Below are 23,048 nucleotides of genomic sequence, written 5' to 3'. Positions count from 1 at the left end.
GCGTGCGCAGTCAGTGCTGCTTCCACCCGCTGACAGTGACGATGCGGAGCGGTTCACCCGGCCAATCTGACTCACCCTCCGACTGACCGTGGTGCCCGCACGCGTTGAATGTGTCCCGTGATCGTATGGCTTAACGGCACCCACGGCGCGGGCAAGACGACGACCAGCGCGCTCGTGCAGCAACTGATCCCGGATTCGCGAGTGTTCGACGCCGAGAAGGTCGGCGAGACGCTCATGGACATCACGCCGGGGCTGCCCGAGACGGACAACTTCCAACACTGGCCGCCGTGGCGGCAGCTCGTCGTCGAGACCGCGCGCCGCGTGCTCGACTATACCGGGGGCACTCTGGTGATGCCCATGACTGTCCTAGTGGAGCAGTACTGGCGCGAGATCAGCACAGGCCTCGCCCAACATGCCGTCCCGGTAAGGCACTTCGTCCTCCACGCCGACCAAGACACCCTCCGCGGGCGTATCGAGCGGGAGCACCCCGTCCCCTCCCAGTTCCGCCTGAAGTACCTCCAGCCCTACGCCGAGGCGGCCCGCACGTGGCTACATGCCGAGGCCGAGGTCATCGACACCACGCACCTCACGCCCGCCCAAGCCGCCCTGCAGATCGCCCTCCGAGCTACCGCGGGAAGCCCGGGCCCTGTACCGCCGAGACCCGAAGACGGTTACTGACGGCGGCTGTAGTCGCCACAGCCCATCGAACTCGCATGACACGAATACGCAAGTCTGCCAGTCGCCCGTCACTCCCGGTCTTTCGCGCACCAGTGGCGCGTGCCTTCTTGAGGTCCCTTCAGGCAAAGGATGTCTCCCACCTACTGAAGCGGTCGCCCGGCACCGGACTTACGTCAGCCGGCGAGGGCGACGTCGTGGAGATCAGCAATGCCGAAGCTGCGTCGGCACGTTGCAGGCGGCACGCCGGTGGCAGCGCAGGACCTCTAGCACTTCAGTCTGCTCAGGGCCTCGTAGTCTTCGGCGCACCGTACGGTCGTGCTTGTTCGCTGGTCGTTCACGTGAGCCTCATCACCTACCCTGTAGGAGTCTCCCTGCCTCTCAGATACCCACTACGCCAACCGAACGAAGACCATGGGGGACGATCTTGCGAAACCTAGTGAATGAAAACTACGGAGTTGATCTATAACGCCGCAGGTCAAGAAGCCTGCTCCCCGCGCACGCGGGGGTGATCCCATGTCCGAGCCGGTCACGTCGGAGATCGTGACCTGCTCCCCGCGCACGCGGGGGTGATCCCGCTGGACGCGAGGGAAACCAAGGACGTGGCGGACTGCTCCCCGCGCACGCGGGGGTGATCCGTAGACGTCGATCAGGATTGTCCAGGCGGCCGGCCTGCTCCCCGCGCACGCGGGGGTGATCCCGCGACGTGCAGGCCGGCGAGACCGCCCGCGCCCTGCTCCCCGCGCACGCGGGGGTGATCCGCCCCGGGATTACCAGCTTGAGTGCATCCGGGCCCTGCTCCCCGCGCACGCGGGGGTGATCCCATGCGCGCCTACGGCTGGCTGGACATCACCGACTGCTCCCCGCGCACGCGGGGGTGATCCGCCAGACGTGCTGATCATCGCGTGTGGTACGAACTGCTCCCCGCGCACGCGGGGGTGATCCTGACCAGGGCACCAAGGGCAATCCTGGAGGTCCCTGCTCCCCGCGCACGCGGGGGTGATCCGTGTGGGAGGTCGTACGTCCGGCCGGCGCTGGTCTGCTCCCCGCGCACGCGGGGGTGATCCGGGCCCCGATTGGCTGAACCTAGGTTCCCAAGTGCTGCTCCTCGCGCACGCGGGGGTGATCCCGACGACCAGCACACGCGCGGCCGCGGCGTGGCCTGCTCCCCGCGCACGCGGGGGTGATCCTCCACCCAGGTCTCCTCCGTGGAGCGCGCTACCCTGCTCCCCGCGCACGCGGGGGTGATCCCATGATCCCGAGCAGCACCGGCGCGATCCACGACTGCTCCCCGCGCACGCGGGGGTGATCCCCACGCGCCGAGGGCGCACACCACCCCGGGGCCCTGCTCCCCGCGCACGCGGGGGTGATCCGGGCCACTTCTTCGAGGAGCCGCTGGCGAAGACCTGCTCCCCGCGCACGCGGGGGTGATCCCTCTTCGGCGGCCTTGCGCTGCCGCCGCTCGTTCTGCTCCCCGCGCACGCGGGGGTGATCCCCGGTGGGTGTTCTACCGGCGCAACGACATCGACTGCTCCCCGCGCACGCGGGGGTGATCCCGTTCCCTCCTCCGCGTTCCTGGAGGAACTGGACTGCTCCCCGCGCACGCGGGGGTGATCCTCGCAGGTCATCGTCACCAACGCGGCCGGGGCGCTGCTCCCCGCGCACGCGGGGGTGATCCGAGTGGAGATCGGCTGACCGACCTGCTGACGACCTGCTCCCCGCGCACGCGGGGGTGATCCATTGTGGGCTGACTGATGGAAACGTATTTGACTCTGCTCCCCGCGCACGCGGGGGTGATCCCCCGGCGCCGCCGTGCGCATTCCCGTTGGTGCCCTGCTCCCCGCGCACGCGGGGGTGATCCGCCAACCAACACGCCAACCATGACCGGGAGGTCCTGCTCCCCGCGCACGCGGGGGTGATCCGGGCATCGCAGGGTCCGACCAGGTGGTCGCCGCCTGCTCCCCGCGCACGCGGGGGTGATCCTCCCAGCGGGCCCGCCGGAACCAGGCCAGAGACCTGCTCCCCGCGCACGCGGGGGTGATCCGTCGGCGACCTGGGCGGTCCACTCGGGGAGCTTCTGCTCCCCGCGCACGCGGGGGTGATCCCCTGAGGGTCCCCCTCCGGTACCGGCGGCACCCCTGCTCCCCGCGCACGCGGGGGTGATCCCGCCGGGAACACCTGGACCAGGCGGGCGTTCGCCTGCTCCCCGCGCACGCGGGGGTGATCCCTTCGCGTAGATCAACCGACCCATCACGTCGTAACTGCTCCCCGCGCACGCGGGGGTGATCCGGTGGTCGAGAAGGGCGCATTGAACATCAAGAACTGCTCCCCGCGCACGCGGGGGTGATCCGCATGCAGGCGGTGCCGTGCGGGACGCCGTGGTCTGCTCCCCGCGCACGCGGGGGTGATCCGCTCTTCAAGGGCGTCGGCTTCGGCAAGGTCTACTGCTCCCCGCGCACGCGGGGGTGATCCCCGGGATCGCATGACTCGTTGCGGTGGAGTCGCTGCTCCCCGCGCACGCGGGGGTGATCCGGATCTGCGCGATCCCGGCGGCGTGACCATGGACTGCTCCCCGCGCACGCGGGGGTGATCCCGGAGCTGGCACCGCCCGCATCAACCCCGTCTCCTGCTCCCCTCGCACGCGGGGGTAATCCCGGGACCTTAACGATGATGTTTCTGACGCGAAGCTGCTCCCCGCGCACGCGGGGGTGATCCGTGCTGGGGGAAGGTGAGCGCGACGAACGCCCACTGCTCCCCGCGCACGCGGGGATGATCCGGGCGTAGAGGGATCCGACGCCGTGCAGGGCGCCTGCTCCCCGCGCACGCGGGGGGTGATCCGGCAACAAACACCTGGTCGACGTCAGACATCAGCTGCTCCCCGCGCACGCGGGGGTGATCCGAACGCCCGGTGGTCGACCCGGCCGACGTGACTCTGCTCCCCGCGCACGCGGGGGTGATCCCACCGGGCACCGGGCCGCCTGGCCGACGTGGACCTGCTTCCCCGCGCACGCGGGGATGATCCCGAACCGCCGCGCTGCGCGCTGACCCGGACCGTCTGCTCCCCGTGCATGCGGGGGTGGTCCGGAAGAGCCGATGGAGCGTTACGACGGAGAACCCACCTGTTCCCCGCGCACGCGGGAGTGATTCGACCCTCGACCCGAACCGGGCCGTTCTAGGCCGTGTCTTCTGGATCTTGGTGGGTGGGATTCAAGGTGAGATTGAGCAGTTCCAGGCCGGTGACGGGCTGGAAGCCGATGTGGGTGTAGAGCGTCAGCGCCGGGATGTTGTCGGTCTCGGTCTGCAGTGACACACGATGCGCGCCGGCGGTACGCGCGTGGTGGATGGTGTGCTGCAGGAGGGCATTGGCGATACCGGTACGGCGATGGTCCGGCGCCACGTAAAGGTCGCGGATCGACCAAGCGGTGCCCAGCATGAGCGAGGCCGGCATGATCGTTACGGTGATGAAGCCGCAGACGTCAACGGCTCGGATGGCAGCAGCGGCGGTGAGCCGGTGTTGGATGACCTGCTCGTGCAGCCAGGACCGGGTGTTCCCGGGTGCTGACGGCTGGCCGTAGTGCGCCCGGTAGTCGTCGAACAGTGCAGCGAACTGATCGAACGCCGGATGGGTAGGTGTTACTGGCACGACCGTCGTCACACTGTGAGTGTGGCCGACGGTCAAGCCGGTGGTTGCCCTCGGGTCAGGTCACGAACCCAGATCTTCATTGTGGCGATGTCCACGGTGGCCCGGTACATGTAGTCCCGCTTGTCGTAGCGGGTGGCGACGGCCCGAAACTGCTTGAGCTTGTTGATACAGCGTTCGGCGGTGTTCCGCTGCTTGTACCGCTCGGGGTCGAACTTCGGTGGACGGCCCCCGTTCGAGCCCTTCTTGCGTCGGTTGGCAGCCTGGTTAGCCTTGACCGGGATGGTGGCTCCGATCCCGCGGCGGCGCAGGTGGCCACGGATCGCTTTGGACGAGTACGCCTTGTCTGCCAGCACATGACCGGGCCGGGTCCGCGGTCGTCCGACCCGCCGCTGAATCCGGATTCCCGCCATGACGTGCTCGAAGCCGGTGCAGTCGGCGCGCTGACCAGGCGTGGTGTGCCGGCTGACCGGCCGGCAACGCCGATCAGCGGCCAGGTGCAGCTTGGTGGTCAGACCGCCGCGGGAGCGGCCCAGAGCCTCCCGGCCACCACGCTCAACTCGGGCTGCTTGGGCCGGGTCAAGGATGGTCGGTGGCCGGATCCCGGCGGGCGCCGGCCGCGTGCTGGTGCGCCCGGACCGAAGTCGTGTCCACCCCGACGGTCCAGTGTTCGCCTTCGTCGGCGTCGCACTCGATGCGCAACTCGTCGCAGATCCGCTGCCAAGTAGACCGTCTTCCACGGACTGAACCGGTCGGGCAGATCCCGCCACGTGATCCCGGTCCGTTCCCGGAACAAGATCCCCGAGATGATCGTCCGATGGTCGCGCCACCGGCCACCCCGCGGCGGATCCGCAGGCAACAACGGCTCGAGTAACGCCCACTCCTCATCAGTCAGCTCATGCCGTCGAGACACGTCGGTCTATCTACCGGACCTACCAAGGAAGATCCAGGAGACACGCCCTAATCCAATGCTCCCCGCGCACCCGGGCTGATCCGCAGACCGAGGCAACCGGCAAGGGCCCGGGAGTCTGCTCCCCGAGCGTTGGGGGTGATCCGGACGTAACCACGTTCCTTTCGCTCGGCCGAAAATGCCAATTGCGCACGTGGGGTGGAACCCGTACGACGGGTTCCAGGCCGAGCCGAACTGCTCGCAGCCCACGCGCGGGGTGGTCCCGCTCTTCGGGCTCGCCTGTCGGACCGGCCGTCTCTGTTTCCCGCGCGCGAGGGCGGCGAGGGTGACATCAACGCCTGATTACCCCTGCCGCGAGCGCAGGCGTGGTGCCTGCGCACGTGCGGTCAATCGTTGGCTGCTGCGGAAACCGCGACACCGACTACTCATCCATCTGGAGCGGCGAACCGACTACTGCTGAAGCGGGCGATAACTTCGCCATGTTCCGCGCGCTGGATTGTCGAGCGATCGACGCGGGGACACCAACCGGGTACAGCGCTCATTGGGACTTTCTCACAAGATGACTACTCGGAAGCAAGCAGCTTGAGGATCGCATGTACCGGAACCAGGTACCGCCGGCCGATTCGCAGAAGTCGCACCGGGAACTCGTTAGTTTTGGCCAGCTCATAGGCCTTGGTGCGTCCGATGCCCAAGATCGCCGCGGCGGTCTCCACATCGGTGGTGACACCGAGGTCCCGTACCGCGTCGATCGTCCAAACATGCCCCTGCACACGACCCGGCGTGTGGTCGTCGCTTGTGGTGGTTGACATCGTCGGCACCCTCCCCTGAGGTCGTACGGACGCCGGTATCGGCGTCAACCTCACGATGCACTCAGCCGGTTGCGCGGTGCGTTGCCAACTGAAAACACGGCGACAGGTAACGGCATCAGCCACAACATCCAGTCGCGGCTAAGCCGTGCTGACAGCAGGGACGTCGGCTTGCCACCGGGGAGGAAAGACCGGGGCGAGCAAGCAGTACGACCGAGCGTGAGCGGGCGTTTCCAGCACAGCTACGTCCTGGGCGACCAGCTTGCGGCGTCGCCGAGCACCGCCTCCATCAACTCCGCAGCCTTCCGTTCGCTCTCCGGCAGCACGTGGGTGTAGACCTCCCGTGTCGTACGGCTGTCGGCGTGACCAAGCCGCCGCTGCATCACGTGCTCGGGAACGCCAGCGTCAGCACCGGTGGTAGCGGAGGTGTGCCGCGCATCGTGGAGCGAGATCACCGGAACGTCGGCGTCGGCGCACGCCTTTGCCCACTGGTCAGTGAAGTACTTCGGGTAGTACGGCTCCCCGTCCTCCCGGCAGAACAGGTAGCCGCCGTCGTGGTACAGGACTCCGGCCTCGGCCTTCTCAACCGCCTGGCGTGTCCGGTGAGCGTCCAGCTCCGCTATTAGGGCTGGCCCGAGCGCAACCGCCCGCTTGCTCTTGCCCTTGGGTGACTTCTCGACCACGCCGTTGCTGGTCGTGGTGCGCTGCCAATGCAGCAGCAACACACCCCGATCGAGATCCACGCGCGGCCACTTGAGGCCAGCCAGCTCCCCTCGCCGAGTGCCGACGACGATCGCCAGCACCCAGGCGGCACGCAGCCGGTGGTCGGCGTGGAACTTGAGGAATTTCGCCGACTGCGCGGGCGTCCAGACGCCCTTGCGTCCCATCGTCTCCCGCTCGACCTGCCGGGGTTGCCGCACACCGTCGACGTTGACCCCGAGGTCGCTCAACGCCTTCATCATGACCCGGTGCACGATCCGGACGGTGGTCGACGAGAGCGGACCGCCGCTCTTGCCGCCGCCCTTCAGCAGCTTCTTGTACAGCTCGTGGATCACTCGCTTGTCGAGGGCGTAGAGCTGCCGCGTACCAATGTGCGGCACGACGTAGCAGCGCATGATGTCCCGGTAGTTGCTGAGCGTTGTCTCCTGGACATCCAGTTCGCGTTCGTTGAGCCAGCTCTCCAGCTCGGCGGCGACGCTGCCGTCCGCGCCGAGGTCCGCGCCGCCGTAGGCAGCGCGTGCGTCATCTTCCGCCTTTTGGGCAGCGGCCTGATTGGGGAACCCCTGCCGCTTGTGCTGGCGGCGGCGCCCGTTCGCGTCCGGCGGGAGGTCGATGATGAAGAACCAGCGAGTCTGGCCGTTGGCGAGGCGGTAGTTGTAGACAGCCATGAGGCTGCACCTCCGCAGTAACGGGATCGAGGGATGCAACCCACGTTAAGCGATCTCCGTTACCGCCAGCGTTACCGCAAGATCACACATGATCTTCTATATCCGCTGGTGAACACCAGTCGGGACGGCCGGATTCGAACCGACGACCCCTTGACCCCCAGTCAAGTGCGCTACCAAGCTGCGCCACGTCCCGCCCCCGCAAGGCTTCCCCTGCGACAGCCGGTACAGCTTAGCGCAGCACCTGCCGGTCCTCCGCACAGGCCCCACCCCGGTCGTGCGGGCCGCGAACCACCGCACAACGCCTAGAGCGTCCTAGGAGGGTGGGTAGAGAAATGCCGGATGATCTCGAGGGACCATCCGGCATTTCTGGGGTGTGCGGGGTCAGCCGTGCGCCTTGCCTCGGCCGCCGGGGCCGAGCTTCTTGCGCGGGCGTACGGAGATCTCGATGGGGCTGCCCTCGTACCCGAACTCCTCGCGGAGCTTGCGCTCGACGAAGCGCTGGTATCCGGCGTCCAGCGGGCCGGTGGTGAAGAGCACGAACCGCGGCGGCGCCACCCCGGCCTGGGTGGCGAACAGGATGCGTGGCGCGCGTCCGCCGCGCACCGGGTGCGGGGTGGCCTGCACCAGCGCGGTGAGCCACTGGTTGAGGTGCGCGGTCGGCACCCGGGTCTCCCAGCTGGCGAGGGCCTTGTTCAGGGCCGGGGCCAGCTTGTCCACCGCGCGGCCGGTCATCGCGGACAGGTTCAGCCGGATCGCCCAGGGGATGCGGCGCAGCTCCCGGTCGATCTCCTTGTCCAGGTAGTACCGGCGGTCGGCGTCGACCAGGTCCCACTTGTTGAACGCGATGACGAGCGCCCGGCCCGCCTCGGTGACCATCGTCAGGATCCGCTGGTCCTGCTCGCTGATCGGCTCGCTGGCGTCCAGCAGCACCACGGCGACCTCGGCGGCCTCGATGGCGCCGGCGGTACGCAGGCTGGCGTAGTACTCGGTGCCGCTGGCCTTCCCGACCCGCTTGCGCAGACCGGCCGTGTCGACCAGCTGCCAGGTCTGACCGCCGATGTCGACCAGGCTGTCCACCGGGTCCACTGTGGTGCCGGCGACCGAGTCGACGACCGCCCGCTCCTCGCCCGAGAACCTGTTGAGCAGGCTGGACTTGCCCACGTTCGGCCGGCCGACGAGCGCCACCCGGCGCGGCCCGCGCGGCCGGTTCTCCACGATCTCCGGGGCCTCCGGCAGCGCGGCGAGGATGGCGTCCAACAGGTCACCGGAGCCGCGTCCGTGCAGCGCGGACACCGGGAACGGCTCGCCGAGGCCGAGCGACCACAACGAGGTGGCCTCCATCTCGATGGCGGTGTTGTCGGCCTTGTTCGCCACCAGGATCACCGGCTTGGCGCTGCGCCGCAGCATCTTCACCGCGGCCTCGTCCACGTCCGTGGAGCCCACCATCGCGTCGACCACGAAGAGGACCACGTCGGCGGTGACCACGGCCGTCTCGGCCTGCGCCGCGATGGCCGCGGCCCGGTCCTTCGCGTCCGGTTCCCAACCGCCGGTGTCCACCACGGTGAACGACCGACCGTTCCACTGCGCGTCGTACGGCACCCGGTCCCGGGTCACGCCGGGGATGTCCTCGACGACCGCCTGCCGACGGCCGATGATCCGGTTGACCAGGGTGGACTTGCCCACGTTGGGACGACCCACCACGGCCACCACCGGCTGCGGGCCGGTCGGCTCCTCGACGGCGACGTCGGGTTCGCGCAACTCCACCCATCCACCTGGATCGCTCATGCCACGCCCCGCTCGGTGAGCAGGTCACGCAGCCGGACGACGACCTCGTCGATGCCCAGCTCGGTCGTGTCCAGCACGACGGCGTCCGGCGCCTGGGCCAACGGGTTGACCTTGCGGGTCGAGTCGAGCCGGTCCCGGCGGGCCAGGTCGGCGGCGGTGGCCGCCACGTCGGCGGCGTCCTCGGCGCTGCGCCGGGCGGCACGGGCCGCCTCGGAGGCGGTGAGGAAGACCTTCAGGTCGGCGTCCGGCGCCACGACCGAGCCGATGTCGCGGCCCTCGACCACCATCCGGCCGGCGTTGGCGATCATCTCGCGTTGGCGGGCGACCAGCAGCTCACGGACCGCCGGCACCGCGGCGACGGCGGAGACCGCCCCGGTGACCTCGGCACCGCGGATGTCCGCGTCCACGCCGACGCCGTCGACTGTCACGGCGTACCCCTGGGGGTGGGTGCCGATGCGCAGGTCGACCTCGCCGGCGACCTTGGCCACCGACGCGGTGTCGGTGAGGTCCACGCCGGAGCGCAGCACGGCCCACGTGATCGCCCGGTACATCGCCCCGGTGTCCAGATAGCGCGCGCCGATGCCGGCGGCGAGCCGCCGCGACACGGTGGACTTACCCGAACCGGACGGCCCGTCCACAGCGACCACACATCGCCCGGCCCGTACGTTTTCCTCCACCGTGTCCTCCTCAGCCCGTACCTCGCGGATCGCCCGGTGCTCTGGCGCCGCAAGCGGTTGTCAATCGTCATCAATCATGCCCGGGGTCCCTGGCGGACCCACGCGCGCCGCCGCCCGAGGCGACCCACGCCACCTCGGACCGCCGCGTTCCGGCCGTCGCGAGCCTACCGGCAGCCGTACCCCGAACTCGGGGGTCAGTCACCCACCGCGTTGAACAGGGCGGCGACCTCGGCGTTGGTCAGCCGCCGGAGACGGCCGGTGCGCAGGTCGCCCAACCGGATCGGACCGATGGAGGTACGCACCAGACGGGTGACCGGGTGCCCGACCTCGTCCATCAACCGCCGGACGATGTGCTTGCGCCCTTCGTGCAGGCTCAGCTCCACCTGGGCGGATTTACCCAGGGTGCCCACCACCTTGAACGAGTCGACCTTGACCGGTCCGTCCTCCAGCTCCACGCCCGCGAGGAGCCGCTTGCTGAGGTTGCGCGGGATCGGCCCGACCACCTCGGCGAGGTAGGTCTTGAGCACCTCGTACGACGGGTGCATGAGCTTGTGCGCGAGGTTGCCGTCGTTGGTGAGCAGCAGCAGGCCCTCGCTGTCCGCGTCGAGCCGCCCGACGTGGTAGACCCGCTGATCCAGCCGTCTGCCGATGAAGTCGGCCAGCTCGGTGCGTCCCTTCTCGTCCGCCATGGTGGTGACCACGCCACGCGGCTTGTTCATCGCCACGTAGACGAGACGGATGTCGACCTGGAGGCGCTCCCCGTCCACGTGGATCACCGCGGTGGCCGGGTCGACCTTGTCGCCGAGCTTCGCGACGCGCCCGTCCACGGTCACCCGACGCCGGAAGATCAGGTCCTCGCAGGCACGCCGGGAGCCCACGCCTGCGGCGGCGAGCACCTTCTGCAGGCGCTCCGCCCCCTCATAGACGGGGGCGTCGGACTTCGGGGAACGGTTATCGGGTCGCATCAGCAAGCTCTTCTACGTCGTCGGGCAGGAAGGGTGCGAGAGGTGGCAGTTCGTCGACGGTGTTCAGCCCGAGCTTCTCCAGGAACAGCGTGGTGGTCCGGTAGAGGAACGCCCCGCTGTCCGGTTCGGCGCCGCACTCCTCGACGAGGCCGCGGGTGAGCAGAGTACGGATCACGCCGTCGCAGTTGACACCCCGGATGGCCGAGATCCGCGACCGGGTCACCGGCTGCTTGTACGCGACCACGGCCAGAGTCTCCAACGCCGCCTGGGTCAGCCGCACGGACTGCCCGTCCAGGACGAACCGCTCGACGTACGTAGCGTATTCCGGCCGGGTGTACAACCGCCAACCGCCCGCCGCCCGCCGCAGCTCGAACCCGTGCCCGGCGGCCGTGTAACCGGCGGCGATCTCGTCGAGCATCGGCCCGATCCGCTCGGCCGGCTGCTCCAGCACCTGCGCCAGGACCAGCTCGCTGACGGGCTCGTCCACCACCAGCAGGATCGCCTCCAGCGCGCCGCGCAGCTCGGCGTCGGGCAGGTCGGGCGCGGGCTCCGGCGCGGCCGTCACCCGCCGCCGCCCCACAAACTCCCGGCGAGGTACGCCAGCAGCCCCCTCCCCCACCTGAGCCGCACCGGCCTCGGCCACCCCGACCGCCTCACGAGGCTCGGCGGACCCGGCGGACCCGGCGGACCCGGCGGACCCGGCGGACCCGGCGGACCCGGCGGACCCGGCGGACCCGGCGGAGATGGTGGACGATTCCGGCCCGTGGAGGGGCGGCGTGCTTCCACGATCTTCTGCGGCTACCGGCGGAACGGTGTCGGCCGCAACGGCGGCCGGCGGGGAGTCGCGTTCGACGTCGGCCGCGGAGGGCTCGTCGGCCTCGGAAGGGTCAGCGGGCGCAGCGGTTGTGGGGGCTGCTCGGCGGGGGCGTTCCCACGGCGGGACCCAGGCGGCGGCCTGGTCGGCCAGGGAGTCCCGGCGTTCCTCGTCACTCATCCCGCTCATCCTCCGTCGTTCCCGTTCCGCCCGCTCCCACGGACTCCGAGCCGGCCTCCCCCGCCGGCTCCGGCCCAGCCACGAAAGCCGACGCAGCCTCCCCCGCCAACCCGGGCCCAGCCTCACCCGTCGGCTCCGGCTCGGCGACGAGTGCCTTCCCGGGCCCGGGCTCGCCCGCCGACTCCGGCGCTGGGGCCGGGTCGGGGTCGGCGGGGGTGCCGGCGTACTCGTCGACGTGCAGTTCGGTTTCGCCGTCGACCGGGCCGGTCCAGCGCACGGTCAGCTCCTCCAGGGCCTGCTCCTGCACGAAGGCCACCAGACCCTCCCGGTACAGCTCCAGCAGCGCCAGGAACCGCGCCACCACCTCCAGGGTGGCCTCGCAGTCCGCGCAGAGCAGCGAGAACGTCGCCGTGCCGGCCCGGCGCAGCCGGGAGGCGAGGATCGCCGCGTGTTCCCGGACGCTGACGCGGACCATGTGCACGTGGGCGATGGACACCTCCGGCACGGGCTTCGGGGTCATCGCCCGTACGGCCAGCTTCAGCAGTCGCTGCGGCCCGATGCCGAGCACCAGGTCGGGCAGCGCCTCGGCGTAGCGGGGCTCCAGGCTGACCGCGCGGGGATACCGCCGACCGCCGACCGCCTCCAACTCGGCGATGTGCGCCGCCGCCTCCTTGTACGCCTTGTACTGCAGGAGCCGGGCGAAGAGCAGGTCGCGCGCCTCCAGCAGGGCGAGGTCCGCCTCGTCCTCCACCTCGGCGGCGGGCAGCAGCCGGGCCGCCTTGAGGTCGAGCAGGGTCGCGGCGATGAGCAGGAACTCGCTGGCCTCGTCGAGGTCCCAGCTGTCGCCCATCGCGCGGATGTAGGCGATGAACTCGTCGGTGACCGTGTGCAGGGCCACCTCGGTGACGTCGAGCTTGTGCTTGCCGATCAGTTGCAGCAGCAGGTCGAACGGGCCGGTGAAGTTGGCCAGCCGCACCGTGAAGCCGGTGGCAGCCGTGTCGGCCACCGGGTCGGCAGCCGGTTCGGCGGGTGGCACACCGTCGACCACTGCCGCAGCAGCGGCTCCGGGCGGGTCGAGGGGTGGCGCGGTCACCGCACGACCGTAGTCCACGACACGGACACCTGGCGTTCCGGCTACCGCTCCGACTGGGCGGCGATCACCTCACGGGCCAACTGACGGTAGTTGCGCGCCCCGGAGGACGCCGGGTCCATCGTCGTGATCGGGGCACCGGCCACGGTGGACTCGGGGAACTTCACCGTCTTGGTGATGACCGTCTGGTAGACCTTGTCGCCGAACGCCTCGACCACCCGCTGGAGCACCTGACGGCAGTGGGTGGTGCGGCTGTCGTACATGGTGGCGAGGATGCCTTCGAGTTCCAGGTCGAAGTTGAGCCGCTCGCGCACCTTGTCGATGGTGTCCAGCAGCAGCGCGACACCGCGCAGGCTGAAGAACTCGCATTCGAGGGGGATGAGCACGCCGTGCGCGACGGTCAGCGCGTTGATCGCCAGCAGGCCGAGCGAGGGCTGGCAGTCGATCAGGATGTAGTCGTACTCCTTGCGCACCGAGCGCAGCACCCGGGCGAGGGCCATCTCCCGGGCGACCTCGTTGACGAGCTGGATCTCGGCGGCGGAGAGGTCGATGTTGGCCGGCAGCAGGTGCAGACCCGCGACGTCGGTCTTGATCAGGACGTCCTCGGCGGTCACGTCGTCCTGCATGAGCAGGTTGTAGACGGACAGGTCGAGGTTGTGCGGGTTGACCCCGAGGCCCACCGAGAGCGCGCCCTGCGGGTCGAAGTCGACAAGCAGCACCTTGCGGCCGTACTCAGCGAGGGCCGCGCCCAGGTTGATGGTGGTCGTGGTCTTGCCGACGCCACCCTTCTGGTTGGCCATCGCGATGATGCGCGCCGGGCCGTGCCGATCGGTGGGCATCGGCTCGGGGATCGGCTTGCGCATGGTGTAGGCCGCCGGATCCGCCGGACCCAGGTCCGCGCCGAGCGTGGCCTGCTGCTCGCGGAGCTCCGACGTCCAGGTCTCGGCACGGTCACCGTTGCCAGCCATGTCCTCGTTGCCCCCTCCCGACGACCCACCCGGCGTCGGAGCCGTCCGACGTCCTTCGCGGCGCCGCTGCGCACCCCGGTCGTGTCGCCCCAGGAGGTCCGCGCCGATGCCGACTGTACGCCACCGACCAGCAGGGCGTTCGGCACCGGCCCGGCGTGTCGAAGCCGACGACCGCCGGGGTTCAGCCGAGGGCGCGCGGGTGGGCCGTGGCGTACACCTCGCGCAGCCGCTCGACGGTGACGAGGGTGTAGACCTGGGTGGTGGTCACCGAGGCGTGGCCGAGCAACTCCTGGACCACCCGGACGTCGGCGCCGCCGTCGAGCAGGTGGGTGGCGTACGAGTGGCGCAGAGTGTGCGGGGAGACCGCGGCGGCGCCCTCGACCGGCAGGCCGGCCCGCCCGGCGGCGCGGCGCAGGATGGCCCAGGCGCCCTGGCGGGACAGCGCTCCGCCGCGCGCGTTCACGAAGACCGCGGGGGTTCCCTTGCCGTTGGCGGCCAGAGCGGGTCGGGCCCGGACCAGGTAGGCGCGTACCGCCTCGACCGCGTAGCCGCCGATCGGCACCAGCCGCACCCGGCCGCCCTTGCCACGCAGCAGCACGGTGCCCTCGTCGGTGTCGAGGTCGTCGATCGCGGCGCCGATCGCCTCGGAGATCCGCGCGCCGGTGCCGTACAGGAATTCCAGCAGCGCCCGGTCGCGCAGCGCGAGCGGCGCCTCCTCGCCGGTCGCGGTGATCGCGCCGGCGGTCTCCAGGAGCCGGACGACGTCGTCGACTCCCAGCGCGCGGGGCAGCCGGCGCGGCGGGGTGGGCGGGCGGACGTCGCGGCTGGGGTCGGCGCCGGCCAGTCCCTCGCGCAGCGCGAAGCGGTGCAGGCCACGGACGGCGCTGGCCGCGCGGGCGGCGGACGACACGGCCAGGGGCGGATGGTCGTCGTCGCCGGCGCGCAGTCGGGCCAGGTGCGACTCGACGACGCCGGCGCCGACCGACGCGAGGTCGGCGACGCCGGCGTCGGCCAGGGTCGTGAGGTAGCGCTCCAGATCCCGGCGGTACGACGCGAGGGTGTTCGCGGACAGGCCGCGCTCGACGGTGAGGTGGTCGAGGTAGCCGCGCACGGCACGGCGCAGGGCCGGCGCGGGCTCAGCGCCCACGCCGGCCTGCTGCGTGATCCCGCTCAGACCGCCACCGCTCTAGGCCAGGACGTCGGCCAGCGGGAGCACGGTCATGCCGTGCGCCTCGGCGACTGGGCCGTAGGTGACCTGGCCGTCGTGGGTGTTGAGGCCCAACGCGAGGGCCGGGTCGTTGCGCAGCGCCTCGCGCCAGCCGTTGTTGGCCAGTTCCAGGGCGTACGGCAGGGTGACGTTGGTCAGCGCGTAGGTGCTGGTGTTCGGCACCGCGCCGGGCATGTTCGCCACGCAGTAGAAGATCGACTCGTGCACCTTGTAGACCGGGTCGGCGTGCGTGGTGGGGCGCGAGTCCTCGAAGCAGCCACCCTGGTCGATGGCGATGTCGACGAGCACGCTGCCCGGCTTCATCCGGGAGACCAGCTCGTTGGAGATCAACGTCGGGGCCTTCGCGCCGGGCACCAGCACCGCGCCGATGACCAGGTCGGCGTCGAGCACGGCCCGCTCGATCTCGTACGCGTTCGAGGCGACGGTCTGCAGGTGCCCCCGGTAGATGGCGTCGGCCTGGCGGAGCCGGGCGACGTTCTTGTCCAGCAGCAGCACCTCGGACTGCAGGCCCAGGGCGATGGCGGCGGCGTTCATGCCGGAGACGCCGGCGCCGATGACGACGGTCTTCGCCGCGTACACGCCGGAGACGCCGCCGGGCAGCACGCCGCGCCCGCCGCCGGTGCGCATCATGTAGAACGCGCCCACCTGCGGGGCGAGGCGGCCGGCCACCTCGGACATCGGGGCGAGCAGCGGCAACGACCGGTCGGGCAGCTCGACGGTCTCGTAGGCGATGCCGGTGACCTTGCGGTCGATCAGCGCGTCCGTGCACTCCTTGGAGGCGGCCAGGTGCAGGTAGGTGAACAGCACCTGCCCCTCGCGCATCCGGTGGTACTCCTCGGCGATCGGCTCCTTGACCTTGAGCACCAGCTCGGCGGTGTCCCACACCTCGTCGGCGGTGGCCAGGATCGTGGCGCCCGCCGCGGCGAACTCCTCATCGGTGATGCTGGAGCCGACGCCGGCGCCGGACTCGACGAAGACCTGGTGGCCGCTGCGGGTGAACTCGTTGACGCCCGCCGGCGTGATCGCCACGCGGTACTCGTGGTTCTTGACCTCGCGTGGGATTCCGACCTTCACGATGCAGACACCTCTCTTCGGGGCTGAGTTCCCCCCGACTGCTCGGTGCCGCGACGGCCCCGTTGCCGCCACGGTCCACCGGTCCCGCCGGCGGCAGTCTAGGCGTGCCCGACCCCGCTGGAAGCCAGCACAGTGGCATCCGGTGCCCGGGTGACCTGACGGAGTGTCAGGGCGCCGAACGGGCCGGCAGTGGGACGTCACCTCAGCCGTCAGGACAGTGTTCGCCCATTATCGTCCCATCTGACGTGTGGCGGTGCGGACAGCGGGCGAGTGGATCACTAGTGTGTCCGCCCATGACCACTCCTCCTTACCAGCCGGGGTACGCCCCGGGTTACTCCGACAAGAGCAAGGTCGTCGCGGGCATCCTCGGCATCCTGCTCGGCACCTTCGGGGCCGGTCGGTTCTACACCGGACACACCAAGATCGCCGTTCTCCAGCTCGTCGTGAGCCTGGTGACCTGCGGCGTCGGCGCGCTCTGGGGCGTCATCGACGGCATCCTGATCCTGGTCAACGGCGGCACGGACGCGCAGGGCCGCCCGCTGCGCGACTGACCCGCACCGCGACATACGAAGGGGCCCCGCCGACGGCGGGGCCCCTTCGTGCGTACGCACCGATCGGGAAGGACCGGCGGCGGCGCTCAGCGCGGCAGCGGCGCCTGGGCGCGACGCAGCGCCGCGAAGCCGGTGTCCCGGGCGCGAGCCGCCGCGAGCAGCCCGGCCACCGCGGACGCGTTGGTGATCTCGCCGGCCAGGACCATGTCGACCGCCTCGTCCAGGGCCATCCGGACGATCTGCAGGTCGGCCTCCTCGTCGCGGCGCTCGTGACGCTCGGACGCCGGCACGTCGGCCAGGTCCCGGGCCAGGAACACCCGGACGATCTCGTTGGTGAACCCCGGCGAGCTGTGCAGGTCCACCAGCACGTCGACCCGCCCGGCGGTGAGATCGGCCTCCTCGGCCAGCTCCCGCAGCGCGGCGGCCGGCAGCTCCTCACCGGAGACGTCCATCAGCCCGGCCGGCAGCTCCCACAGGTGCCGGCCGACCGGATGCCGGTACTGCCGGATCAGCACCACCTGGCCGGCGTCGTCGAGGGCCACCACGGCCACCGCCCCGACGTGCCGGACGAGGTCGCGCAGCGCGGTCCCGCCGCCCGGCATGGTCACCTCCTCGGTGACCACGTCGAAGATCCGACCCCGGTAGCGCTCCTCGCGGGAGCGCACCTCGTAGCGGTGCTCAAGGTCGCTCACGAGGCCGACGCGGCCTTCGTCGCGGCGCCGTTGCGGGCGGCCTTGCGCGTCGACGGGGCCTCCGACGCCGCCTCCAGGTCGACCGGCAACTGGTCGGCCTGCGAGTAGGTCACGGCGGCCTTGACGAACGACGCGAACAGCGGGTGCGGGCGGGTGGGACGGCTCTTGAGCTCCGGATGCGCCTGCGTGGCCACGAAGAACGGGTGCAGATCCCGGTCCAGCTCGACGAACTCGACCAGCCGGCCGTCCGGGGAGGTGCCGGAGATGTGCAGGCCCGCCTTGGTCAGCGCGTCCCGGTAGGCGTTGTTGACCTCGTAGCGGTGCCGGTGCCGCTCGCTGATGTCGGTGCTGCCGTACGCCTCGGCGACGATCGACCCCTCGGTCAGCGTCGCCGGGTACGCCCCGAGCCGCATGGTGCCGCCCAGATCGCCCTTGCCGGCGACGATGTCCTCCTGGTCGGCCATCGTGGCGATGACCGGGTGCGCGGCCTGCTCGTCGAACTCCAGCGAGTTGGCGCCGTCCAGGCCGGCCAGGTGCCGGGCCACGTCGATCGTCATGCACTGCAGGCCGAGGCAGAGGCCAAGCAGGGGGATGCCGTTCTCCCGGGCGTACCGGGCCGTGCCGATCTTGCCCTCGATGCCGCGGACGCCGAACCCGCCCGGGATGAGGATGCCGTCCACGCCGGCCAGGGCCGCCGCCGCGCCGGCCGGGGTGACGCACTCGTCGCTGGGCACCCAGCGCAGCTGCACCCGCGCCCGGTGACCGAAACCGGCCGCCCGGATCGCCTCGCTCACCGACAGGTACGCGTCCGGCAGGTCGACGTACTTGCCGACCACCGCGACGGTGACCGTGTGCCGGGGGCGGTGCACCCGCTCCAGCAGGTCGTCCCAGCTCGCCCAGTCCACGTCCCGGAACGACAGCCCGAGCCGGCGCACCACGTACGCGTCGAGCCCCTCGCGGTGCAGCACCTTCGGGATGTCGTAGATGCTCGGGGCGTCCGGCGCGGCGACCACCGCCTCGGCGTCGACGTCGCAGTACAGCGACAGCTTCTCCTTGAGCTTCACCGGGATCTCCCGGTCGCAGCGCAGCACGATGGCGTCCGGCTGGATACCGATGTTGCGCAGCTGCGCCACGGAGTGCTGGGTCGGCTTGGTCTTCAGCTCGCCCGACGGCGCCAGGTACGGCACCAGCGACACGTGCAGGTAGAAGCAGTTGTCGCGGCCCAGGTCGTGGCGGACCTGGCGGATCGCCTCCAGGAACGGCAGCGACTCGATGTCGCCGACGGTGCCGCCGACCTCGGTGATGACCACGTCGGGCAGGACGCCGTCGTCGTCCGGGTCGGCCATCGCCAGGATCCGCGACTTGATCTCGTTGGTGATGTGCGGGATGACCTGGACGGTGTCGCCCAGGTACTCCCCCCGGCGCTCCTTGGCGATCACGTCGGAGTAGATCTGGCCGGTGGTGACGTTCGCCTTGCCGGACAGGGCCCGGTCCAGGAAACGCTCGTAGTGCCCGACGTCGAGGTCGGTCTCGGCGCCGTCCTCGGTGACGAAGACCTCGCCGTGCTGGAACGGGTTCATCGTCCCGGGGTCGACGTTGAGGTAGGGGTCGAGCTTCTGCATCACCACACGCAGTCCGCGCGCGGTCAACAGGTTGCCGAGGCTGGAGGCGGTGAGGCCCTTACCCAGCGAGGAGGCGACGCCCCCGGTGACGAAAATGTGCCTGGTCGTCCGTGCTGATGGGGCCAAGGCCTGCTCCCGTGTCGTCTGTCGCGGTCATGCAGACCGCCGTGCTCGATCAGCAAAGTGATCACGCGATCCACGGGATTCCACGGTAACACCTCTGCGGCGGGTACTCGCAGGCCGCACCCCGGGTGCGACAGGAGCGGGCCACTGGGACGACGCCCGACGGTCAGGAGGCGGCAACCTCGGTCGATGGCCGGGTGGCCGGCGCGGCCGGGGTGTCCGCCGGCATGTCCACCTGGGTATCCGCCGGTCGTCGCTGCGCCGGCGCGGAGGGTGTCCCGGTCGCCGCGTCCGCGGCCGGACGCTCCGGCGGCGACTGCGCGGGCTTGTCGACCACCTCGGGGCCCACCGGCCCGTCGACCGCCCCGGGGCCCACCGGCCCGTCCGGGCCCGCGGGCAGCACGACCGCTCGTGGGGGCGCGGCGGGCGGGCCGCCGATCGGCCGGGGATGACCCGCGCCCAGCGGTCCACCGCCACCGGTCGGACCGTCGCCCCCGCCGGCCGGCCCGTCGCCCCCGCCTGCGGGCCCGTCGCCACCGGAGCCCGAGTCGTCGTCGGCCCCGTTCTCCCGGGCACGGCCCGTGCCCGGGCGGGTCCGGTCGGCAGCATGTCCGAGGACCCGCAGCGACGCCAACGCCGCCATCGGCACCACCAGGGCCGCCGCCGCCCCCGCCACGTCCAGCGCCGCGCCGTCGAGTACGCCGCCCAGCACCGCCGCGACCGCCGTGCCGCCCAGCGCGGCGCGGATCGCCGGGTAGATGCCGAACAGCCGCATCAGCCCGCCCCACGGTTGCAGCAGGGCGAACCACACCAGCAGCCCACCGGCCAGCGCCAGCACGGTCAACGGGCTGTTCACCAACGTCTCGAAGTTCGCCGTGCTGGACCGGTGCACGGTGAACCCGCCGGTGCCGTCCGCGACCGCGGACAGGAACCGGCCCAGACTCCCCCGCTCCGCCGCCGGGCGCCGCAGGTCCACCACGGCGAAGCCGATGCCGACCGCCAGGGCGGCCATGGTGGCCCACGCCAGTCGGGTGATGGTGAGCCAGCCGCCGGCGCTGATCGCCGCGGCCACACTCAGCCCGGCCGTCAGCGCGATGGCGCCGACCGGGTCGGCGCCCAGGTACGGGCTGCCGACCACCACCACGGCGAGACCGCCCACGGCGACCATCACCGCGGGCCGCCAGCGGCGGTGCACCCGCTGGGCGAACCACCCGCCGGTCACCAGCGCGCTGGCGAGGAACACGCCCAGCCCGACAGTGCTCAGCCCGGCGTACCGGCCACCCTGCAACGCCGAGTAGCCGACCACGCTGTTGAGCTGCAGGCTCGACCCGGTGAGCACGTCCAGCCCGACGACAAGTGTCGTGAGGCCGGCCACCGCGCCGAACGGGCCGAGCGTGTTCGCGTACCCGGGGGCGAACCGGACCGCCGCGGTGCCACCCGCGACCAGCAGCGCGGTGACCACGGCGAAGATCCATCCCGGGTGCTCGCCCCGCCACCAGGGGACGGCGTCGGCGAGCAGCGCGGCCGGAACGGTCAACGCCGCCGCCACCAGCAACAACTCCACCACCGCCACGACGCGGGCGGAGACCGGGGTCGGGCCGGCCGGACCGGCGTGCGGTCGGGCCCGGCGCAGCAACGGCAGCACCGCCAGCGCCAGCAGCACCTGAAGCCCGGCGAGCAGGGCGAAGAACCGGCCGGAGACGGCCCGCTGGGCGATCGCCTCCCGGTCGGCGTTCGCCGGCGCGTTGATCGCCTCGGTCAGGTCGGACGGTCGACCGCCGGTGCTGACCGCGGGCCGGCCGAGGAACAGCCGCTCCGGCATCGGCCGACCCAGCGCGGCAAGCGCCGTCGGCGCGAGGTCGACAAGTTGCAGGTAGCCGTCGCGGCCGGTGCTGGCCGAGGTGAGCCAACCCCGCTCCCAGCCCGGCCCGTCGGCGACCACCACGTGCAGCCGCGACGGCTGCTCGGTGTCGGAGATTCCGGCCACCAGCACCAGCGACCGGTCCGGCCGCGCGGCCAGGACCCGGGCCAGCTGGGCGTCGGCCGCCCGCGCCTGCTCGGCACGCGCCGCCGGGTCGGTCCCCTCGACCGTGCCGAGGTCGACGATGCTCAGCACGCACGAGCCGAGCAGCCGGCGCGGATCGGCCGGCAGGCCCGCGGCGTACCTGTCGACCCGGCCGAACGGGCGGGCGGCGGCCACTGCCGCGCCCGGACCCACGGCGACCGAGCAGCGCACCGACTCCGACAGCGACCCGGGCATGGTGCCCCAGGGCAGCCGCTGCTGGTTGTACTGGACCACGCTCTCCTGATCGGGCAGGTTCGCGCCGATCCCGTCCGGTTGCTCCACTGTCACGCCGGCGGGCGGGCAGCCGCCGTCGGGCCGGGTGCCGTTCCACGCGGCGAAGCTGCCCGCGCCGAGGGTCAGCCACCCGTCGACCGGGCAGGTGGGCCGGTGCGCGGACCGCACCGACAGGGAGCCGATCGAGCCGTCCCGGGCCATCCGCCACAGCGTCGGTGTGCTCTGCTGGTCGACGTCCTCCCAGCGCAGCCCGGCGATCCCGGCGAGCACCACGAAGTCGGCGGTGCGCTGCGGGGTGCCCTGCGGCGGCCGGGCGGCCAGCGCGGTCACGCCCAGCACCACCACGAGCACGGTCAGCAGGGCGGGAGCGAGTCGACGCACCATCACCGGTGTCCCGTCATCGGCGCGTCGGAGCCGGGGGCGGCCGGAGGAGTCCCACGGGCGGCCAGCTCGGCGTAGAGGGCCGCCAGCACGGCCACCGTGTCCGCCTCGGTGGGCCACGTCGCCGCCCGCTCGGCGCCGCGCCGACCCAGCTCGGCCCGGGCCTCCGGATCGTCCAACAGCGCGCGCACCGCCGCGTCGACCGCGTCCACGTCGCCTGCGGGGACCAGCTCGGCGGCGTCGCCGACCAGCTCCGGCAGGCCACCCACAGCGGTCGCCACCAGCGGCACACCGGCCCGCATCGCCTCCTGGGCGAACAACTGCCGGGCCTCCCAGTCGCTGGTGACCACCGCGAGATCGGCGCCGGCGAGCAGGTCGGCAACGTCGGTGCGGTGCCCCAGCAGGGTCACCGGGGCCCGGGCGGCGGAGGTCCGCGCGGCGAGCGGCAGGTACGCCGGGCCGCTCCCGGCGATCACGACGACCGGCGGCGGGGTACGCGTACGCCAGCGGGCGGCCGCGTCGATCAGCACGTCGTAGCGCTTCTGCGGGTGCAGCCGCCCCACCGAGACGAGCAACGGCTGCTCCGGCCGTACGCCGAACTCGGCGCGCACGGCGGCGCGGCGTCGACGGGGTGCGGGCAGCGTCGGGGCGGCGACCGGGGCGAGTCGGGCGTCGGCGGCGCCCAGCGCTGCGGCCCGCTCGACCAGGTCGGTGGAGGCGCCGAGAGCCACCCGGGCGCCCCGGGCGACCACCCGCTCGACGAACCGCGAGACCCCGCCGCGCAGGCCGCCCGCGAGGACCGCGTTGTGCCAGGTCACGACCAGCGGGGCGGACGGACGGGCCAGCACGGCCACGAGACCGGCGCGCAGGCCGTGCGCGTGCACCACGTCGACCCGGGCCGCGGCGAGCGCCCGCCGCAGGGCGAGCACCGCCCGCGCGTCGGCGGGGGTCGGGCTGGCCGGGATCTCCACCGGTTCGAAACGCGCGCCGACGCCGGTGAAGTCGAACTGCTCCTGCGTGGCCGCCGGCCCGCACACCAGCACCGTGGCCCCGGCGGCGACGAGCCCGCGCGCCACCGAGCGGACGTGCTGGCCGACCCCACCGGTGCTGGACGCCAGCAGCAGCGCCACGGAGCCCGACCAGCCGGCGGGCAGGCTGCTCCCGGTCATCGCGACCACCG

At 71.7% G+C, this 23,048-nt stretch carries 17 protein-coding genes, 1 tRNA gene, 1 pseudogene and 1 CRISPR repeat array; of the genes and pseudogenes, 2 read left to right on the top strand and 17 right to left on the bottom strand.

Annotated features, from left to right (window positions below; all coding sequences use genetic code 11):
* The first annotated feature begins 117 nt into the window (after positions 1-117).
* The gene (locus tag AB0B97_RS00175) at positions 118-678 is read left to right on the top strand and encodes an AAA family ATPase (protein ID WP_357489282.1); all 561 of its coding nucleotides are present in this window, start codon (positions 118-120) and stop codon (positions 676-678) included.
* A 484-nt stretch (positions 679-1,162) separates the two neighbouring features.
* A CRISPR array of direct repeats spans positions 1,163-3,822; the repeat unit is 28 nt; unit sequence CTGCTCCCCGCGCACGCGGGGGTGATCC.
* Positions 3,823-3,847: 25 nt separating this feature from the next.
* On the opposite strand, the gene AB0B97_RS00170 is transcribed toward AB0B97_RS00175, so the two are convergent.
* From AB0B97_RS00170 to ald, 13 genes and pseudogenes are all read right to left on the bottom strand, one after another.
* Positions 3,848-4,330 carry a GNAT family N-acetyltransferase gene (locus AB0B97_RS00170; RefSeq protein WP_357489280.1) on the bottom strand — a complete coding sequence of 161 codons (483 nt, stop codon included), beginning with the start codon at positions 4,328-4,330 and terminating at the stop codon, positions 3,848-3,850.
* 20 nt (positions 4,331-4,350) lie between these two features.
* Positions 4,351-5,228 (bottom strand): annotated as a pseudogene (locus AB0B97_RS00165) (IS5 family transposase).
* A gap of 560 nt (positions 5,229-5,788) precedes the next feature.
* On the bottom strand, positions 5,789-6,034 hold the full coding sequence (locus AB0B97_RS00160) for a helix-turn-helix domain-containing protein (RefSeq protein ID WP_357489278.1): 246 nt from the start codon (positions 6,032-6,034) through the stop codon (positions 5,789-5,791).
* Between the two features lie 239 nt (positions 6,035-6,273).
* Positions 6,274-7,419 carry a tyrosine-type recombinase/integrase gene (locus AB0B97_RS00155; protein WP_357489276.1) on the bottom strand — a complete coding sequence of 382 codons (1,146 nt, stop codon included), beginning with the start codon at positions 7,417-7,419 and terminating at the stop codon, positions 6,274-6,276.
* Between the two features lie 119 nt (positions 7,420-7,538).
* Positions 7,539-7,612, bottom strand: a tRNA-Pro gene (locus AB0B97_RS00150).
* A 188-nt stretch (positions 7,613-7,800) separates the two neighbouring features.
* Positions 7,801-9,204: a ribosome biogenesis GTPase Der gene (gene der, locus AB0B97_RS00145; protein ID WP_234581856.1), complete on the bottom strand. Its 1,404-nt coding sequence runs from the start codon at positions 9,202-9,204 to the stop codon at positions 7,801-7,803.
* Positions 9,201-9,881, bottom strand: a complete 681-nt coding sequence (gene cmk, locus AB0B97_RS00140) for a (d)CMP kinase (protein ID WP_357489274.1) — start codon at positions 9,879-9,881, stop codon at positions 9,201-9,203. The genes der and cmk overlap by 4 nt, the downstream gene beginning before the upstream one ends.
* Before the next feature lie 194 nt (positions 9,882-10,075).
* A complete protein-coding gene (locus tag AB0B97_RS00135; RefSeq protein ID WP_234581858.1) occupies positions 10,076-10,846 on the bottom strand; it encodes a pseudouridine synthase in 771 nt (256 codons plus the stop codon).
* A complete protein-coding gene (gene scpB, locus AB0B97_RS00130) occupies positions 10,833-11,840 on the bottom strand; it encodes an SMC-Scp complex subunit ScpB (protein ID WP_357489272.1) in 1,008 nt (335 codons plus the stop codon). The genes AB0B97_RS00135 and scpB overlap by 14 nt, the downstream gene beginning before the upstream one ends.
* Positions 11,833-12,951 carry a segregation/condensation protein A gene (locus AB0B97_RS00125; RefSeq protein WP_357489270.1) on the bottom strand — a complete coding sequence of 373 codons (1,119 nt, stop codon included), beginning with the start codon at positions 12,949-12,951 and terminating at the stop codon, positions 11,833-11,835. Before AB0B97_RS00125 ends, scpB begins: the two co-directional genes overlap by 8 nt.
* 23 nt (positions 12,952-12,974) lie before the next feature.
* Positions 12,975-13,898 (bottom strand): ParA family protein, encoded by a 924-nt coding sequence (locus AB0B97_RS00120; RefSeq protein WP_088990243.1) that lies wholly within the window; start codon positions 13,896-13,898, stop codon positions 12,975-12,977.
* A gap of 181 nt (positions 13,899-14,079) precedes the next feature.
* Complete coding sequence (locus AB0B97_RS00115; RefSeq protein ID WP_357489268.1) at positions 14,080-15,045, bottom strand: site-specific tyrosine recombinase XerD; 966 nt, start codon at positions 15,043-15,045, stop codon at positions 14,080-14,082.
* A gap of 39 nt (positions 15,046-15,084) precedes the next feature.
* The gene (ald, locus tag AB0B97_RS00110) at positions 15,085-16,200 is read right to left on the bottom strand and encodes an alanine dehydrogenase (protein WP_234581862.1); all 1,116 of its coding nucleotides are present in this window, start codon (positions 16,198-16,200) and stop codon (positions 15,085-15,087) included.
* 227 nt (positions 16,201-16,427) lie between these two features.
* Here ald and AB0B97_RS00105 point away from each other — a divergent pair, with 227 nt between their 5' ends.
* Entirely contained in the window at positions 16,428-16,751 is a 324-nt protein-coding gene (locus AB0B97_RS00105; protein ID WP_308195333.1) for a TM2 domain-containing protein, read from the top strand.
* A gap of 86 nt (positions 16,752-16,837) precedes the next feature.
* Here the strand turns inward: AB0B97_RS00105 and AB0B97_RS00100 are convergent, their stop codons facing one another.
* From AB0B97_RS00100 to AB0B97_RS00085, 4 genes are all read right to left on the bottom strand, one after another.
* Positions 16,838-17,443 carry an NUDIX hydrolase gene (locus AB0B97_RS00100; RefSeq protein ID WP_234581863.1) on the bottom strand — a complete coding sequence of 202 codons (606 nt, stop codon included), beginning with the start codon at positions 17,441-17,443 and terminating at the stop codon, positions 16,838-16,840.
* Positions 17,440-19,191 carry a CTP synthase gene (locus AB0B97_RS00095; RefSeq protein WP_234581864.1) on the bottom strand — a complete coding sequence of 584 codons (1,752 nt, stop codon included), beginning with the start codon at positions 19,189-19,191 and terminating at the stop codon, positions 17,440-17,442. The genes AB0B97_RS00100 and AB0B97_RS00095 overlap by 4 nt, the downstream gene beginning before the upstream one ends.
* Before the next feature lie 163 nt (positions 19,192-19,354).
* Complete coding sequence (locus AB0B97_RS00090) at positions 19,355-21,871, bottom strand: hypothetical protein (RefSeq protein ID WP_357489266.1); 2,517 nt, start codon at positions 21,869-21,871, stop codon at positions 19,355-19,357.
* On the bottom strand, positions 21,871-23,037 hold the full coding sequence (locus AB0B97_RS00085; RefSeq protein WP_357489264.1) for a glycosyltransferase family 4 protein: 1,167 nt from the start codon (positions 23,035-23,037) through the stop codon (positions 21,871-21,873). The genes AB0B97_RS00090 and AB0B97_RS00085 overlap by 1 nt, the downstream gene beginning before the upstream one ends.
* Positions 23,038-23,048: the final 11 nt, after the last annotated feature.

It is taken from the genome of Micromonospora sp. NPDC049004 (assembly GCF_040649315.1).
Lineage (GTDB): Bacteria > Actinomycetota > Actinomycetes > Mycobacteriales > Micromonosporaceae > Micromonospora.
The sequence above is the reverse complement of the archived record's forward strand: the minus strand, read 5'-3'. Positions and strand labels throughout refer to the sequence as shown.

Bases quoted from the DNA above. Each gene is read 5' to 3' on its own strand.
- AB0B97_RS00160 (WP_357489278.1), bottom strand. From the start codon at position 6,034: ATGTCAACCACCACAAGCGACGACCACACGCCGGGTCGTGTGCAGGGG.
- AB0B97_RS00155 (WP_357489276.1), bottom strand. From the start codon at position 7,419: ATGGCTGTCTACAACTACCGCCTCGCCAACGGCCAGACTCGCTGGTTC.
- der (WP_234581856.1), bottom strand. From the start codon at position 9,204: ATGAGCGATCCAGGTGGATGGGTGGAGTTGCGCGAACCCGACGTCGCC.
- AB0B97_RS00135 (WP_234581858.1), bottom strand. From the start codon at position 10,846: ATGCGACCCGATAACCGTTCCCCGAAGTCCGACGCCCCCGTCTATGAG.
- scpB (WP_357489272.1), bottom strand. From the start codon at position 11,840: ATGAGTGACGAGGAACGCCGGGACTCCCTGGCCGACCAGGCCGCCGCC.
- AB0B97_RS00120 (WP_088990243.1), bottom strand. From the start codon at position 13,898: ATGGCTGGCAACGGTGACCGTGCCGAGACCTGGACGTCGGAGCTCCGC.
- AB0B97_RS00090 (WP_357489266.1), bottom strand. From the start codon at position 21,871: ATGGTGCGTCGACTCGCTCCCGCCCTGCTGACCGTGCTCGTGGTGGTG.
- AB0B97_RS00085 (WP_357489264.1), bottom strand. From the start codon at position 23,037: ATGACCGGGAGCAGCCTGCCCGCCGGCTGGTCGGGCTCCGTGGCGCTG.